Source organism: Halalkalibacter wakoensis JCM 9140 (assembly GCF_000513095.1).
Lineage (GTDB): Bacteria > Bacillota > Bacilli > Bacillales > Bacillaceae_D > Halalkalibacter > Halalkalibacter wakoensis.
In genome coordinates this window covers 1-16649 of the sequence record NZ_BAUT01000083.1, presented here as the reverse complement: position 1 = coordinate 16649, position 16649 = coordinate 1, and the positions used below count along the sequence as shown (strand labels likewise).

Below are 16649 nucleotides of genomic sequence, written 5' to 3'. Positions count from 1 at the left end.
AAAAGTATTACATAATTGGTGACCCGTACGGGATTCGAACCCGTGTTACCGCCGTGAAAGGGCGGTGTCTTAACCGCTTGACCAACGGGCCAAAAAATAGCTTGTACAAAATGGCGGAGAAGGAGGGATTTGAACCCTCGCGCCGCGTAAACGACCTACACCCTTAGCAGGGGCGCCCCTTCAGCCACTTGGGTACTTCTCCATTTATAAAGAGCGGGTGATGAGAATCGAACTCACGACATCAGCTTGGAAGGCTGAGGTTTTACCACTAAACTACACCCGCATAGTAATAATTTTCATTTCTAGAACAGACTCACGATCTAACATGTCTTTTCCTCTTCTAGTATTTCGAAGAAGTAAATGCGTCAAGACAACTCGTAGCTTTTTCAACAGATGTATCGCTCGTGGCTGAGGTTTTACCACTAAACTACACCCGCATTTTAAAATTCATGGTCGGGAAGACAGGATTTGAACCTGCGACCCCCTGGTCCCAAACCAGGTGCTCTACCAAGCTGAGCCACTTCCCGTATATGGCGCGCCCTGAGAGATTCGAACTCCCGACCTTTTGATTCGTAGTCAAACACTCTATCCAGCTGAGCTAAGGGCGCATATTTATTTGGTGCCGAGGGCCGGACTTGAACCGGCACGGTAGTCACCTACCGCAGGATTTTAAGTCCTGTGTGTCTGCCAATTCCACCACCCCGGCAAGGCAGATATTCATATAAATTGGAGGCGGTACCCGGATTTGAACCGGGGATCAAGGTTTTGCAGACCCGTGCCTTACCACTTGGCTATACCGCCAACTTTATTAAGTCCATTAAAATTGGCAGGGGCAGTAGGAATCGAACCCACACCGGAGGTTTTGGAGACCTCTGTTCTACCGTTAAACTATGCCCCTATAATGGTGGAGCCTAGCGGGATCGAACCGCTGACCTCCTGCGTGCAAGGCAGGCGCTCTCCCAGCTGAGCTAAGGCCCCAAATAAAAGGATTGTTTCGAACAAAAATTATTATAACACACTTTAATATTCCGCGCAACTCTATCTGTAGAACTTTTTTTGATTGCCTTAGGAATTTTCATTCTACCATATTTAATAAAAGTTGCAATAGTTATTTATGAATGAGTTTACATATGATGAAGTGCAGGGACTGTCGTTATCAATAGTTAGGAAAAAATGATAAGACGACAGCCCTTAACCAGAAAAATTTAATCCATTACCAATCCACCATCAACTACCAAATTTTGACCAGTAACGCCTCTTGCCCATGGAGAAGCAAAAAATAGTACAGCATCTGCCACATCCTCAGGTGTTGTTACTTTTTGAAGTGGAGTACTCTGGCGAATAAGCGCAAATACGTCATCTGGAGTCGCTGCACTCGCGTCTGTTTTCTCTAGTAGACCGCCCGAAACCATATTAACTGTAATTCCATTAGGTCCCAGGTCTTTTGCCATATTCCTTGTGAACCCTAGCAAAGCAGCTTTACTCGTATTATATTCATGATACGCCACAACTGGATTTTGCACTAGATTCGTACCAATGTTAATAATACGTCCGAACTTTTGATCAACCATATCGTTTTTGGAAACCTTCACCGTGTTTAAAGAAGCTTTAACACTTCCTTCGAATTGCACCTGATAATCATCCCAGTTAATGGAGTCTACAGTCTTTCGATTGGCTGCATCAAAAGAAAATTGAACGAGTGCGTTATTCACAACGGTTGTAATGGGTTGGTTAAAATGTTCTTTTGCACGTTGAAACACAACTTCCACATCTAATAATTCACGAACGTCCCCTTGAATGGCTATGGCATTTTCTTTTCCAATTTCATCAACTACTTCTTGTGCCTTTGCTTCATTTTGATAGTAGTTGACCACAACCTTGGCGCCTTCTCGACCAAAAGCTTTTGCAATGGCCGCTCCTAGTCCTCTGCTTCCTCCTGTTATGAGGACTACTTGATCACTAAGTTTCATCTAATCCTTCTCCTTTTCATACAAAAATATGTAGCAATCCTAAATAAAAAGGCAGTTCTACCAATATTGTAACTCTTTTCATTTTTTTGTACAGCAAAACAATAACTTCAGAAGCACAACAGTCTTTTAAAAACAGTTTAATTGTAAACTAAAAGGCACAGTCCCATTGGACTGTGCTTTTTAACTTACTATAAAATAAATGCGGTTGAGAGGACTCGAACCTCCACGGGGTCAACCCCCACTAGGCCCTCAACCTAGCGCGTCTGCCATTCCGCCACAACCGCATAATAAAAACCGTGCACCTTTTATAGATAAGATTCACATGAGCGTTACTTGTGCAACTAGCTCAATTAGAGCGACCTGCGGCACACAGAGTCATCTACTTATGGCTGCTCCCTTCCGGACCTGACCAGTTTCATAGACTTCTGTTGCGCAGACTCCAATAGTCAACACCATTTGCATAAGGCAAGCCTCACATGAATCATACCGCTAAAAGGAATTCAACCTCGCTAAGGCGGATTGCGAGTTACAGGGCACCGCCAGCTCCCCATCTAGCACGGTATGTATGAAATTGATTCCCACAAATGCCGTCCCTTGTCTGTTTTAAAACCCGCTCTCGCAGGTGGGCTTCCGCAAGTTAATCTCACGCGATCTTGTATAAATACAAGCTTGGCATCCATTAACTTATATAAGAATCCCTAAAAAACAGTACGGTTTAAAACAAAAAAGGATACGCACATCGTAGGATATGTCTCGGATTGTAAAGTTCATCGCTCATCAGCGACAAACTAATCATAGCACAACTAAACTATTCTGCGCAATATCATAAATGAGTTTGTTAATTGGTAAGTATTTCAAACGAACTCACCCTAATTCCCACGCTGTATATTCACAAAATACCGACTGACTGGCTCCCCTTCTAACGGGCCGCCTTTTTCAATTCACCTTCTCTTCTTAACTCGTTTTTTTTCAAGTAATTTACTAGAATCCGACCATAATTTGCCGCGAGTATTTGTTGTAAAAGAGTGGCTGCAATAACCGGAACTGCAACTTCTGGCGGAAAGTACAAAATGGCAATGGTTGCTCCGACGCTTACATTCCGCATCCCACAATTATAAAGAAGACTAATTTTGATCTCATTGCTTACACGTAACCAGTTGGCCGCAATCATACCCAATCCATATCCAATAGAAGATAGAAAAAACATAGCAATGATAATTTGAAGCAGTTCCCAGTTAAAAGATATAACCGGTGCAGCAACAGAACTATTTACGGCAATCACAACCAACAAACCTAGTTTTGAAAACGGAGCGAACCTTCCCTTTATATCTTTATTTTGTGTAAACGGAAGGTAATTGATGAGAATCCCTAGTATTGAAGGAATAACGATCATAAAAATAAGATTTTTCATTAATGCAAATGTGTTAAAATCAATCGTAGCTCCTGCAAACAACTGCAGTGAAAACGGAATAAGAACAGGTGACAGCAACGTATTAACTAATACGATTAGAAGCGAAACAGAAGAATTCCCTTTGTAAATAGATACCCACATGAGGCTAATGACTCCTGTAGGTATCACAAACGCAATTAACATCCCAACCGCAGTTAAGGAATTAGCCCCAAAAAATAATGTTCCTACACCATACGCAATCGAAGGCAAAATAATCTGAATGATTAGTAGTGAGACAAGGAGTGGTGCAGGATGAACGACTGCATCTTTTAACTTCCCTATTTTAATTCCTAAACTACTTGATAGCGTAATAAAAGCAAAAATCCAAGGTACAGCCATCACCCACGATTGAAAACTAGTAGCAAACACCAACCCAACAAGGACGCTTACTGGGGTCATATAAGGCATTTTCTTTTCCATAAAAATATTTACGGTTTTTAACATGTTAGTCCCCTAACGTTAAATAAATAATTTGTATTTTATTATACCTGAACATTTCTTTGATTCAAAAACAAACCCGTAAAGAAACGGGTTTGTTTTAAGATCTAGCTTTTATTGATGATCGACGATTTCCTTAAATATTTCATATGACCGTTTCTGTTTGTTAGGATCAAACATATACGTAACAGCCATAATTTCATTTACGTTGTATTTTTGTTGAAAGCTTGTAAGCTGTTTTCGAACTGAATCTTTGCTTCCTAATAATGTTCCACTCATCATGGACTGTGCCATCTCTTTCTCATGCACGTTCCAAATTTCATCCATATTGGAAACAGGAGGGCTTAACGGTGTACCTGTTCCTCGAACAACGTTTAAGAAAAACTGTTGCATGGTCGTTAATTCAAATTGGGCTTCCTCGTCGCTATCAGCCGCTATTACATTTAAGCATACAATCATATACGGTTTATCTAAATACTGTGACGGTTGAAACTGACTTCGATATATAGAGATTGCTTCTTCCATATACCTTGGAGCAAAATGAGAGGCAAAGGCATACGGCAAGCCAAGTTTTGCTGCTAATTTTGCAGAATCAGTTGAAGATCCAAGAATGTAAATTGGAATATTCGTCTCAACTCCAGGGTAAGCTTTTACAAACCCTTGTTCTTCTTTTGGTCCAAAATACGTAAGAAGTGCGTTCACGTCATCTGGAAATGTGTAAACCGAATCGTTTTTCGAGCGTCTCAATGCACTGGCAGTCGTCATATCTGTACCTGGCGCACGACCAAGTCCTAAATCAAGACGGTTCGGGTAAAGAGTGGCCATCGTTCCAAATTGCTCTGCGACAACTAAAGGTGAGTGATTCGGTAGCATGATGCCACCAGAACCTACGCGAATGCTCTTCGTATGTTCAAGTGTATGTTTAATTAAAATAGAAGTAGCTGAACTTACAAGTGTAGATGTATTATGGTGCTCAGCAATCCAATATCTTGTATACCCCATCTCCTCGGTCGCTTTTGCTAGCTCAACCATGGAATCAATTGCCTCTTTTGTATCCTGCCCTTGACGAATTGGGGCTAAGTTTAAAACCGATACAGGAATTTGAATGTTTAACATATTATAACCCTTTCTTTGCCTAAGTTGACATCTATCGTACCAGGTAATTCTTTTGAAGCATAATAAAATGCTTCGAAACTCAAAAAGTATGTATGCATACTACTTTTCCGTATAGACCCATTGTATGTTTTCATCATCAGAATCTTTCGAATTAATTCTTTTAATAAGGCCTGTCTCTTCAATATCGATTAATAATTGTTTGACTGTAGCAATATCTATTTTTCCAAGAAAAACATGTTGAGCTAATTCTTCTGTCGTGTGCTTTTTTACGTATTCTCTCATATATATTAAAAGCTTGACACGTTTTCTTTGTCTAGCCTCTTCTTTATACTTCCCTGTAAATAATTTTTTTAGTGGATCACTTACCATTACACCAAGGACAATCCCAAAGACAACTAAAAACAAATCATATAAGATAACATCCATGACCTTTCACCTCTCATGCCATTATTGTTGCCAATTTACATTTTGCCACAAAAAGCCCTCGCTATTTATATAAGATTAGCGAGGGCCTTTTTTACTATTAATTAGATAACTCGAATGGACACAATTCCTTCGATTTGACTAATTTTTTCTTTCAATCCAGGGATCACATCACCGTTTACTTTGTTTTCAATATCAATCATTGTATAAGCATAATCGCCGCGACTTCTATTGACCATATCCGCGATGTTTAATTCATAATCCGAGATAGCAGAAGTGATTTGACCAACCATATTTGGAACGTTTTTATGAAAAGCTGCTACACGTTTCTTTCCTGTATAAGGAATAGCTGCATTTGGAAAGTTAACAGAATTTTTAATGTTTCCTGTTTCCATAAATTCCTTCACTTGTCGTGCTGCCATAATCGCACAATTCTCTTCAGATTCTTGTGTTGAAGCACCAAGATGAGGAATCGGAACAGCATTTTTCATCTTTAACACATTTTCATTTGGAAAGTCTGTAATGTATTTGCCTACTTTCCCACTTTCAAGAGCTGCTGTAATATCTTCTTCATTCACAAGGCCATCGCGTGAGAAGTTCACAATATGAACTCCGTCTTTCATGATGCTAAATGTTTGCTTATTAAACATACCTTTAGTATCAGCCGTTAATGGAACGTGCACGGTGATGAAATCGGAGTTCGCAAACAACTCTTCAATGGACATAGCTCGTTGAACGTTTCGAGATAAATTCCATGCTGTATTAACAGAAATAAATGGGTCAAACCCAATGACATCCATATCTAGATCAAGAGCATCATTTGCAACAAGGGCACCAATGGCACCTAGTCCAATGACACCTAATGTTTTCCCTTTGATTTCTTTTCCTACAAATTGCTTCTTGCCTGCTTCAACAAGTTTCGGCACTTGATCGCCTTCACCTTTTAGAGATTTTGCCCATTCAACACCCGCAAAAAGGTTACGAGATGAAGCCATTAATGTAGTTAGAACAAGTTCTTTAACTGCATTTGCGTTTGCACCTGGTGTATTAAAAACAACAATTCCTTGTTCTGTGCACTTGTCTACTGGAATGTTATTAACACCAGCTCCAGCGCGCGCAATAGCTTTTAAATTGCTTCCAAATTCCAAAGAATGCATATTGAAACTACGTACAAGAATGGCATCTGGATTCTCACTATCATTATCAAGCTGTAGCCTTCTTTAAATACATTTAATCCACTTTCAGCAATGTTGTTTAACGTTTTAATTGTTTTTGCTTCCTTTACAGTTACAGCGCTCATTTCATTCTCTCCTCTTTCTCTCACTATATTCTCTCATTTAAGATTACCTATTCCAATGAGTCACATTCCATCGTTATTTAAAAGGAGCTTAATTGCTCTCTTTAAATAAACAGAAAGAGGCAAGGGAAGATTCCCTTACCTCTGCCCAGGCGAACGGCTTCGACACTATATGCTCCCTCGCGGTTATCCGCGTTTCGCCAGTTACATATAGCCTTTGGATTTGAATTTAGTTTATCAAATCCTTTAAAAACCTTCAACCATAAAATTGCATTTTTTAAAAGAATTCTGTAATTTCGTCATTTGTCCACAATTTCCTCGTAACTATAGCTCTGCTAAAGACCCTCAGCAACTAGACCGTAGCACCTGATAGACGTCAAAACAAGCTCAGCTGTCCTAATTGAGGTTCATCCTCTTTTACTTCTTCTTTACGTTCAATTTCTTTCTCTGTCTCGTTCTCCTTCGAAATGGTTCCAACAACCTTATATTGTGCATCGTTCTCTAAATGGTTTATCTCCAGAATCGAATTAGATACATAGGACTCTAGAAAAACAGCTACATATGGATAAATTTTGTATTTTCCAGTTGAATAGGTTTGCGAAGTCGAACCATTTTCAATTAAATAATTACACACATCATTGAGTGTAAAAGTTGAATGTACATGCACGTAATCGTTCAGTACTTCCTTTTCACGCGTTGATAACATGTTGAGTCACCTCTCTTCTCTATTTAATCGTAACATATGTTCGATAAATCTTACACGACCTATTCAAAATTCTAATAAAAACAAACTACCAATCGTCTGAAAGACATTTTGTACACTCTTTTAATCTCATTATTTATGCAACATGTTATAAACTTGCTGCACATCCTTATCTCCACGACCTGACAAGTTAACAATGATCACATCCTCTTTTGACAACTCCTTTGCAAGCTTAACTGCGTGAGCGACAGCATGAGCGCTTTCTAATGCTGGGATAATCCCTTCTACTTTCGAAAGTTGTTGAAACCACTCCAACGCTTCATCGCCCGTTACCGTTACGTACTCAGCACGTCCAGATGTTTTTAAATAACTATGTTCCGGTCCAATTCCTGGATAATCAAGTCCTGCCGCAATCGAAAACGTTGGTTTAGGTTGACCTTGTTCATCTAACAAAGTTAAGCATTTAAAGCCATGAATAACAGCAGGTACCCCTTCAGTCAATGTCGGTGCCTCTGCTGGTTCAACACCAATTAAGCGAACACTTTCCTCATCAATGTAATGAGCGAAAGCGCCGATGGCATTGCTTCCACCTCCAGCAACCGCAACAACAGCCGTCGGAAGTTTTCCTTCTTTTTCAAGAATTTGTCGTTTTGATTCTTCACTGATTACAGATTGGAAATATTTTACCATTGTCGGAAACGGATGTGGTCCCACAGCTGAACCTAGTAAATAAAAGGTTGTTTCATAGTTTTCTACTAAGTCTGCAAGTGCTGCATCCACCGCATCTTTGAGCCTACCTTGTCCGCTATCTACAGGGACGACTTTAGCTCCAAGCAATTCCATTCGAAACACATTTAAAGCTTGGCGTTCCGTATCTAGTTTTCCCATATAGATGGTGCACTCCATCCCAAAAATCGAGCAAGCTGTAGCCGTAGCCACCCCATGTTGTCCAGCACCTGTTTCAGCAATAATTCGAGTAGCTCCCATTCGTTTTGCTAACAAAATTTGACCAATAGCATTGTTGATCTTATGCGCCCCTGTATGATTTAGATCCTCTCGTTTTAGATAGATCTTAGCTCCACCAACTTGCTCTGTAAGATTTTTCGCATATGTTAGTGGATTTTCTCTGCCAACAAACTCTTTTAAGTAATAGGAAAATTCCTCAACGAAATCAGGGTCCTTACGATACGTTTCAAACTGCTCATCTAAAATAGCTAAAACTTTTGCTAAATCATCAGGTAGAAAACTACCTCCAAACTCACCAAAAAAACCCTTCTCACTCATACCATGCTCATCCTCTCGCTCTATAATTATGTAAATATTTCGTTAATTTACTTCATGAAATGATTCGACATCTTTTTTAAAAAACCTGCAACCAATGGCAGGATCCTTCCTCTATAATCATAAAAAACCTCTCGTTTAAGAGGACACATAAACCAGCAATTTCAAACGGTTTACCTGTGTCCTCTTAAGAATTTTCACTTTCTAGTTTCATAAGCCTGTAGCTCGATCGTCACTTCGGTTCCTTTCCCTTTTGAACTTTCAAAATGAATAGAACCATTGTGTTTTGAAACAATATTGTAACAAATCATTAAACCTAAACCCGTCCCTTTGCTTTTCAAAGAATAAAATGGCGTCCCAAGAGATTTGATTTCCGCCTCTGACATGCCCGTTCCGTAATCAATCACTTTTATTTGAACGGTTTCTAATGTTCTTTCTACTTCTACAATAACAGGGTCTCCGACTTTTGAAACTTCAATCGCATTTTTAATAATGTTGATAAAAAGCTGTTTCAACTCCAATGAATTGGCTTCTACATAACAAGTTTCTATTACTTTCAGTACAATATTATTGTTACTTAACAGCCCATAAGATTGAAGCAAATCTGTAATACTTTGTAAGACTTCCTGTACATCCACGATTTCTTTTTGTCCACTTTCACTCGGTTTAGCGATCGATAAATATTGTGAAATCACTTGTTCGGCCATGTTTAATTCATCGATCATTAACGCGAAATGCTTTTTCGTTCCCGTTTGATTGGAAGGAAACTCTTTCTCATAATGCTGCAAAAAGCCTTTCACAACCGTGAGAGGGTTTCGAATTTCATGAGCTACAGCTGCGGCCAACTGCCCTGTTGCCTTAAGCCGTTCAGAATGTTGGATTTGTTCATAATAATCCTTAATTTTTTGGAGCCGAATATACGATAAATAATAGATGAAATAAATAATTAGCTGACTTCCAATAAAATTAATATAATTCCCAATTAAATCGTTTTGAATATGATGATACCTGGATCCTTGATCAACGAACAAAATGTAACCAAAAATGGCACTTACAAACAGACCATTCAAAACCAAAGACGAATAGAATAGCTTAGAATCAAAGAATAAAATAGATATGGCTGGAATAAAGCACAAAAACAAGAACGTAGACCAGGTGTCTGGATAGAGAAAAAAGATCGTGTAAAAATAAGCAAATACCCCAATGATGATAATCGTTCTGAACCATTGAACCTCATACTTAGGGTAGAGCAGTAAACATAAAATTAAAACGACAACAAGAAGCAAGTGTAAGAAGAATCCCAACCCTAAATCAATTAGAAGAGGGTTATCAACAAACAGGCCAATTATCATTAACAAACTGATAACGCAGATTGTCATGTAATATATTTTATTATTTAGTAGTGAATCAAATTCTTTCATATCTTCTCCTTACATATAGCTTTCTCACCAAAATGCCATAGGTAAAATTTCTTTTCTTTCAGACTCCATTATAGGAGTAAATAACCATGAACACAATCATAATAAGAATACAGTCATTGTTCATCACTAAAAACCGTGAGACAGATTACTCTTTTCTCACGGTTTGTCTTTAATTCTCCCTCTACTCTACTCTACTCTCCTAATAACTCTCGCGTCCTCTCCAATATTTCTTCATCTTTTAAACGAAACTTAAATTCAACACGACGTGAAGCTTGATTGCTATAATTGCCCTCTTCATCCGTTCTTCCTTCTGTATAAGAGCGTCCATTCACTGTCAATTTCTCTTCTAAATGCTCTTGAATATGTTGATAAGGAAAGTCCTCACTTAAAATATATTCAGCTACACTAAAAGCTCTTTGTTGTGACAGCTCTAAATTATACAAATAACTTCCAATTTGATCTGCGTGCCCTTCGATGATAATCTCTGAAATGTAATCCTCGTAACCACTTTCAAGAAGTACATCCAAATAAGACGGAACAAATTCATCTAAAAACTCAAACGCCTGTGGCTTTAACACGGCATCATCAAACCCAAATAATATGTCGGTATTAAAAATTAACGCTCCTGTTTTTTCATCGACTTCAACATTTAAAGAAGACCCGGTAAATTCATCATTCAGATCATTGATAAGATCGACTCTCACTCCCATGATTTGATCAATTGTCCGTTTCATTTCTTCAATTTGAAACGATTTAATGACCATCATGATGATGAAAATAAGGATGAAACAAAGCAAAATCGCCGTAAGCAAGTCCGTAAAAGATGGCCAAAAATGACTTTCTTCTTCTTCACGATGAAACAATCTTTTATACTTCTTAATCATTTGTCCCAACCCTTATACGACTACTTTGCATGTTCGTCTCTTGTTTAAGCGATTGAAGCTGGCGATTTAACTGATGAAACTCTTGAGTTAATTCATTTAACGACTGTTGTAGAAAACGAGCTGTTCTTTGTTGATGGTCGTCGGTTATTTCCCCTATTTGTTTGAACTCTTTTTTGATAGCATCGTTCATCTCAACAACATAATCCCCAATATTCCGACTAACTTTATCGAATCGATCCCCAAGGGTGTCCTCTAGGTTGGTAACATATTTAGAAAGCGTTTCTTTTAGTGCGATCACACTTGCATCGATCTGACTTTCTTTATGCTGGAACATATCGGACATTTGTGTTAATACACGATTCATCTCTGTAAGTACTTGGTTATTTTTTGCTCCTAGTTGATCAAACGAGCGCGATGCCTCGTTCACATGTTTTTCAAACGCTTGAGAATTAGCTGACTGTACCTGCAATTGATTGGAAAAGTCTTGATTAAACTGCTTTAATTCGTCAAAGCGATATGTTAATAAGTGTTTGTAATCAGCTTGAGCTTTGTTCGCATTTTCTAGTGCTTCAGGAAGGCGGACGACTGAGTTACCTAGTGTGTGAAAATCATTTCGAAGTTCTCGTAAATAAGAGTTCATTTCAAAAAGCTTAGAACTCATATCCTCTCCGAAAACTCGTTCAAACTTTGTGTTATTGTCTTTCATTAGCTTTGTAAAATGTTCGGTCTGTCCAATCATTTTCTCAAACGACGAATAAATCGATTCTTGCCTTTGAGCAATGGATGAGAAAAAGTCTCTTATATCCTCAACCGAATGCTGGAACTGATTCATTGTTTCGGTTTGGGATGTTGTAAGTTCCGATACTTTGTTATACGTTTCGGTAAATGCACTCGTCATCTTTTCATTGCGTTGGTCCATTTTGTAAAAATAAGAAAACAGTTGATCAAAATTTTTATTAAGCTTCGAAACTCCTTTATCAAAACCGTCTGTCACTTCTTTCACATTTGTAAAAATCTCAGTGAAATCTTTCAAGTTATTAGCAAGTCCCTCATTGAATTTAGCTAAATCCTTTGCAGACTGCTGCAATCCAACTGTATACTCTTGAAATCCATGAAACGACTCAACAATGCTTTGCAAAGATTGTTCATTCGACTCCCGGAGCTCATTAATAGAAGAATGAATGGATTCGGATACATGAAGAAGACGAGTTACCGAGTCTTGTTCCTTTTCTGCTAAAAATGACTCGGTCTGTAACATAATATCAGTAAGTAAGTACTCGGTATTGGCTACACGAGTGAGAACGGTCATGATTAAAGACAACCCCATTCCTGCAATACTCGTATAAAACGCAACGTCAATACCAGCAAGAACGGCTGCGATATTTTCAACAAGAGCATCTCCTGTTGCATCAATGCTACCTAAAGACATGGCCAGTCCGATAAATGTTCCAAGTACCCCAATTAAAATAAACACTGATACAGTCATTTGAATCATTTTAATCAGGCTCACAACTGGCATATTAAACATTTTCCAAGAAGAAAACTTTTGTTGAACAAATGTCTCGACCCCAACAGATTCTTGCTCATTTTTTTGTATAAATTCTGTTTGAATTGCTTTTAGTGGAGCAATATCTAATGAATTCGTATCACTCACAAAATGACGAATTCTTCTTAACCTGCTATACAAGAGAAAATGGACGAAGGCCGTTACGACAAATGTTACAAACAACACGAAGAAAATGGTCTCAATTAATGGATTCGACAAAATTGATTGAGCTTGCTGTTCACTCATAAAAAGGCCAAAAATAGCTTCAACCATTTAAAATCCCCCTAATGTAAAATCTCAAAGAAACGTAAACATGTCCGTCTCACGTTAGTTACAGCTATTCAAAATGAGGACAAAGTAGAACGATACAAATAAGGCTGCCTTAGAAGGTCTGTAATTGACCTTTTAAGACAGCCTTTCATGACCACTTAAAATTCTTCGTATATAGCAGGATCTTGATCCTTCAGCCTTCCATCAGGTTTTGTTAAATCTGAAATTAGGATCATTTCTTCTACACATAGTGAAAAATCAAAGATTGAAATATTTTCAAGTTGTCGATCTGGAGATGCTGATTTCGGAATGGAGATTGCTCCAAGTTGATAATGCCAACGCAACACCACTTGCGAGATTGATTTATTATGTTTCTCTGCAATATCCTGTAGCGTGTCATTTCCGAACACTTCTTCAGCTCTAGCCAACGGACTCCAAGATTGTGTGGCAATATCCTTCTTTTCATGCCAATTTCTTTGTTCTTCTTGATTAAAAAATGGATGAAGCTCAATTTGATTTAAGCTTGCTTTTACACCCGTTTCCTTCTCCAACCTCTCAAGATGATCTGGCAAAAAATTACAAACACCAATAGATCTTATAAGCCCTTCGTTCTTGGCGTCGATCAAAGCTTGCCATGCTTCTAGATAAAGGCCTTGTTTTGGATTGGGCCAGTGAATTAAATATAAATCGTAATAATCTAAATTGGCTCGATAAAGTGACTCTTGAATCGTAGCCTTTGCAAGATCATACTGTTGGTATCGTCCCGGCAATTTCGATGTGATAATCAATTCTTCCCTCGCAACGGAACTGCGCCTAACCGCCTCTCCAACTGTACCTTCATTTTCGTAGTTGTACGCAGAATCAATTAATCGGTAACCTCGTTCATCAATTGCTCCTTGAATAGCTTGGACTCCTTGACTGCCTTTTAGTTTGTATGTACCTAAACCAATTACCGGAATGGTTAACCCGTCATGCAATTTTTTTACAGGAATAGAATGACTCAATATAAATCCCTCCTTTTTGTACTAGTTTAAGATTACCATAATTTTCAATCAACTGAATGGTTTTATTCGCCGGATCAGAACCAACCTCTCCCGTATTTCGAATTCGTTTATTCCTTGAGAATAATCCTTTCCCGAATCCCCAAACTAACATTATAAAAAGTAACGTGAAAGGAACACAAAAAATGAAGAAACCGTATACAATGCTACTTACATTCTTGTTATTATGCATGTCCATGATGCCCGTTTATGCATCAGCGAATCAGCTAAATGTTAATGAAGTAAAAGAAGGAGATACATTACCTAGTATTGCGCAGTCATATGAAGCAACGATTGATGACCTTCAACAAACAAACGGATTAAACATGCAAGGCCAGCACATCTTAATGACAAGAGAAGAGTTTAAGAATTGGCTATTTAACAATGAATTTACTCGCGAAATATCCTTGATTCAACAACATCACACATGGCTGCCTGCTTACGCACAATTTAAAGGAAACAATCATTTTCAAATGTTAGAAAGTATGGAGAACTTTCATAAAAGTGAAATGGGCTGGAACAATATTGCGCAAAACATTACGACATTTCCAGATGGAAAAATTGCTGTTTCCAGACCATTTAACAGTGCCCCTGAAGGGACAATCGGTCCAAAGGCGAACGCTAATGGACTAACGATCGAAAATATCGGCAACTTCGATATTGGAAATGACACGATGACAGCTGAACAAAAAGAAACCATTGTATATTTAACCGCTCTTCTTTGTATTAAGTTCGGATTAACTCCTTCGGTCGATAGCATCACCTATCATCACTGGTGGCATTTAAAAACAAAAGAAAGAGTGCTCGACAACGCACAAGATTACGATGTGAAAACGTGCCCAGGTACTGGTTTCTTTGGTGGGAATTCAACCGAAAGTGCCAAAAAGTATTTTTACCCACTCGTCTCACAAAAAATAGAGCAACTTTTAGCAGAAATGAAGTAAAAGAAGCGCCATCTCTTTTAAGGGATGGCGCTTCTCCTGATTAAGCTTTCTTTTCCATTAACAACTGCTTAATTTCTTTAATATCATTTCTTAAATCTTGATTCTCTTTGTACAAACGGTCCATTTGTTCTTCACGCTTTGCTTCATCGTCCTGTCCTAAATAACTTAAGATAACAGCAACAACTAGATTTAATATAACAAGTGCACCAATGACGATAAATGTAACAAAATAAACCCAGGCCCATGGGACCTCATTTATAATTGGCCTAGCAACCTGACTGGCCCATGACTCAAACGTAACGACCTGCATAAGAGTAAAAAGAGATGTATGAAAACTACCAAAATACTCATAAGGCAATACATCACTAAAAAAAGTTGTCCCGATAATGGCATAAATCGAAAACAATAATACTGACAACCCTAAAATCCCCGTTAGTGCAGGGATGGAAGCCATGAGCGAATCGATGATTTTCCGTAATGCAGGAATGGCCGGAATCATTCTGATCAAACGCAGCACCCTAATAAGCCTTAACACACTTACAAACGGAGTTGAATAAAACAGTAAACTTCCTATGACTATCAGAAAGTCAAAATGGTTCCAGCGATCCGAAAAATAGCCCTTGAACCCAAGACCAATCATTTTTATCAGAAGTTCGATGACAAATACCCACACAATGATTTTATCTATAGCTAAAAGTACCGTATTACCAGTTAAATACGTTTCCGCGACAATAATAAGACCATTTAATAAAATAATACCTATAACGATTGGCTGAAAGTATTTATGTTCAACAAGTTTTTTCATCTTCGTTTTGAACGAAGGATGATTCTCGTTATGATGTGTTTGTTGTTTATGATTTAATTCCATTTTTCTATTTTTCCTTTCCATGATTTTTACTCACATTCTAGTATTATATCAGGTTTATGCCATACTAGCTAAACGAGATCATGAAAGGAATGTAATACGTGACAAAAATATGTACAAAAAACTAGGCTCAGTTCGCACTGAGCCTTTGTCATTTATTTCATTAATCATTCAGCACTTTATCCATAACAGCTTTCGTTTTAGGTCCAAATACACCATCGTTTGTTAATTCAGGAAATCGTTTTTGAAAGCTGATAACGGCTTCTTTTGTTTTGGGTCCATACACCCCATCTACTGAAACATCATAACTCATATCCTTCAACCCTTTTTGGAGCGTTTTAACCGCTTCACCACGACTGCCTACTTTTAACACACCTTCTGCAAACCCAAATGAATTCACTTCTTTTGACAATGCCGCATGAGTAGCAGGACCGTATACGCCGTCATTCGCTAATTCTTTTTTCGATTTTTGGAAAGCTAGAACAGCCGTCTTCGTATTCGGTCCAAAGATTCCATCCTCAGTTAATTCTGCACCCATGGCTTTGTTTAAGCCACGCTGCATGATTTTCACATTCTCACCACGAGACCCTTCTTTTAAAACTCCTGCTGAAGCAAGGTCAAAGATCGCTACATTCGAAGCTATTTCGGCACCTACCCCAGTTGCCGGTATTCCCAATAACAATACGGATGCTGTTAACATCGTTGCAGATATCATTTTCCATTTATTCATCTAAACCATCTCCCCAATATGATCTTTTTAATTTCGCTTATAAAACGCGGGGTGGTAATAAATGGTTTCAAAAAAGTAACACTTATAAAATTTTGTTTCGTCATAAGAGATCATTTCTAGAGACCTCTTCAGCAGAACGATTGATCTCTATTTTTACAAGCTACTAACATTCACCTAGGTTGAGTCCTACGCTAGGTTTAATAGTAATATATTAGTTCTCTTCTGACTCCTTTTTGCTTTTTCATAGCAATCCTGTCAGAAGTCGACCCCT

13 protein-coding genes, 10 tRNA genes, 2 other RNA genes, 1 pseudogene and 1 riboswitch are annotated in these 16649 nt (G+C 38.3%); of the genes and pseudogenes, 1 reads left to right on the top strand and 25 read right to left on the bottom strand.

Annotated features, from left to right (window positions below):
• Positions 1–16: 16 nt before the first annotated feature.
• From JCM9140_RS19285 to JCM9140_RS19185, 23 genes and pseudogenes are all read right to left on the bottom strand, one after another.
• Positions 17–91: transfer RNA gene (locus tag JCM9140_RS19285), tRNA-Glu, on the bottom strand.
• A 20-nt stretch (positions 92–111) separates the two neighbouring features.
• A tRNA-Ser gene (locus tag JCM9140_RS19280) sits at positions 112–202 on the bottom strand.
• A 10-nt stretch (positions 203–212) separates the two neighbouring features.
• Positions 213–283 (bottom strand) — tRNA-Gly (locus tag JCM9140_RS19275).
• Between the two features lie 167 nt (positions 284–450).
• Positions 451–527: transfer RNA gene (locus tag JCM9140_RS19270), tRNA-Pro, on the bottom strand.
• Between the two features lie 4 nt (positions 528–531).
• Positions 532–608 (bottom strand) — tRNA-Arg (locus JCM9140_RS19265).
• A gap of 9 nt (positions 609–617) precedes the next feature.
• Positions 618–706: transfer RNA gene (locus JCM9140_RS19260), tRNA-Leu, on the bottom strand.
• A 21-nt stretch (positions 707–727) separates the two neighbouring features.
• Positions 728–801, bottom strand: a tRNA-Cys gene (locus JCM9140_RS19255).
• A gap of 23 nt (positions 802–824) precedes the next feature.
• Positions 825–898 (bottom strand) — tRNA-Trp (locus JCM9140_RS19250).
• Positions 899–902: 4 nt separating this feature from the next.
• Positions 903–978: transfer RNA gene (locus JCM9140_RS19245), tRNA-Ala, on the bottom strand.
• Positions 979–1205: 227 nt separating this feature from the next.
• Complete coding sequence (locus JCM9140_RS19240; RefSeq protein WP_034750409.1) at positions 1206–1970, bottom strand: 3-oxoacyl-ACP reductase; 765 nt, start codon at positions 1968–1970, stop codon at positions 1206–1208.
• A gap of 200 nt (positions 1971–2170) precedes the next feature.
• Positions 2171–2254, bottom strand: a tRNA-Leu gene (locus JCM9140_RS19235).
• Between the two features lie 10 nt (positions 2255–2264).
• Positions 2265–2530: signal recognition particle sRNA large type (gene ffs / locus JCM9140_RS23350), an RNA gene on the bottom strand.
• A gap of 12 nt (positions 2531–2542) precedes the next feature.
• Positions 2543–2721: non-coding RNA, 6S RNA (gene ssrS, locus JCM9140_RS23345), on the bottom strand.
• A gap of 168 nt (positions 2722–2889) precedes the next feature.
• On the bottom strand, positions 2890–3864 hold the full coding sequence (locus JCM9140_RS19230) for a bile acid:sodium symporter family protein (protein ID WP_034750406.1): 975 nt from the start codon (positions 3862–3864) through the stop codon (positions 2890–2892).
• Between the two features lie 108 nt (positions 3865–3972).
• Entirely contained in the window at positions 3973–4974 is a 1002-nt protein-coding gene (locus tag JCM9140_RS19225) for an LLM class flavin-dependent oxidoreductase (RefSeq protein ID WP_034750403.1), read from the bottom strand.
• 99 nt (positions 4975–5073) lie between these two features.
• The gene (locus tag JCM9140_RS19220) at positions 5074–5400 is read right to left on the bottom strand and encodes a hypothetical protein (protein ID WP_034750400.1); all 327 of its coding nucleotides are present in this window, start codon (positions 5398–5400) and stop codon (positions 5074–5076) included.
• Between the two features lie 101 nt (positions 5401–5501).
• Positions 5502–6697, bottom strand: a pseudogene (locus JCM9140_RS19215) (phosphoglycerate dehydrogenase).
• A 136-nt stretch (positions 6698–6833) separates the two neighbouring features.
• Positions 6834–6912, bottom strand: a riboswitch (ZMP/ZTP riboswitch).
• Between the two features lie 158 nt (positions 6913–7070).
• Positions 7071–7400: a DUF3895 domain-containing protein gene (locus JCM9140_RS19210; protein ID WP_034750397.1), complete on the bottom strand. Its 330-nt coding sequence runs from the start codon at positions 7398–7400 to the stop codon at positions 7071–7073.
• Between the two features lie 129 nt (positions 7401–7529).
• Positions 7530–8681 (bottom strand): tryptophan synthase subunit beta, encoded by a 1152-nt coding sequence (gene trpB / locus JCM9140_RS19205; RefSeq protein WP_034750394.1) that lies wholly within the window; start codon positions 8679–8681, stop codon positions 7530–7532.
• A gap of 194 nt (positions 8682–8875) precedes the next feature.
• Positions 8876–10099 carry an ATP-binding protein gene (locus JCM9140_RS19200; protein WP_034750391.1) on the bottom strand — a complete coding sequence of 408 codons (1224 nt, stop codon included), beginning with the start codon at positions 10097–10099 and terminating at the stop codon, positions 8876–8878.
• 191 nt (positions 10100–10290) lie between these two features.
• Positions 10291–10983, bottom strand: coding sequence for an OmpA family protein (locus tag JCM9140_RS19195; protein ID WP_034750389.1), 693 nt, complete (start codon positions 10981–10983; stop codon positions 10291–10293).
• Complete coding sequence (locus tag JCM9140_RS19190; RefSeq protein ID WP_034750387.1) at positions 10976–12802, bottom strand: MotA/TolQ/ExbB proton channel family protein; 1827 nt, start codon at positions 12800–12802, stop codon at positions 10976–10978. The genes JCM9140_RS19195 and JCM9140_RS19190 overlap by 8 nt, the downstream gene beginning before the upstream one ends.
• Positions 12803–12957: 155 nt before the next feature.
• Entirely contained in the window at positions 12958–13803 is an 846-nt protein-coding gene (locus tag JCM9140_RS19185; RefSeq protein ID WP_034750386.1) for an aldo/keto reductase, read from the bottom strand.
• A 182-nt stretch (positions 13804–13985) separates the two neighbouring features.
• On the opposite strand from JCM9140_RS19185, the gene JCM9140_RS19180 reads away from it, so the two are divergent.
• Positions 13986–14783, top strand: a complete 798-nt coding sequence (locus JCM9140_RS19180; RefSeq protein ID WP_052002388.1) for an N-acetylmuramoyl-L-alanine amidase — start codon at positions 13986–13988, stop codon at positions 14781–14783.
• Positions 14784–14823: 40 nt separating this feature from the next.
• Here the strand turns inward: JCM9140_RS19180 and JCM9140_RS19175 are convergent, their stop codons facing one another.
• Both JCM9140_RS19175 and JCM9140_RS25060 read right to left on the bottom strand, forming a co-directional pair.
• Positions 14824–15672, bottom strand: coding sequence for an ion transporter (locus JCM9140_RS19175; RefSeq protein WP_235715409.1), 849 nt, complete (start codon positions 15670–15672; stop codon positions 14824–14826).
• Between the two features lie 139 nt (positions 15673–15811).
• On the bottom strand, positions 15812–16378 hold the full coding sequence (locus JCM9140_RS25060) for a peptidoglycan-binding domain-containing protein (protein ID WP_052002387.1): 567 nt from the start codon (positions 16376–16378) through the stop codon (positions 15812–15814).
• Positions 16379–16649 lie beyond the last annotated feature (271 nt).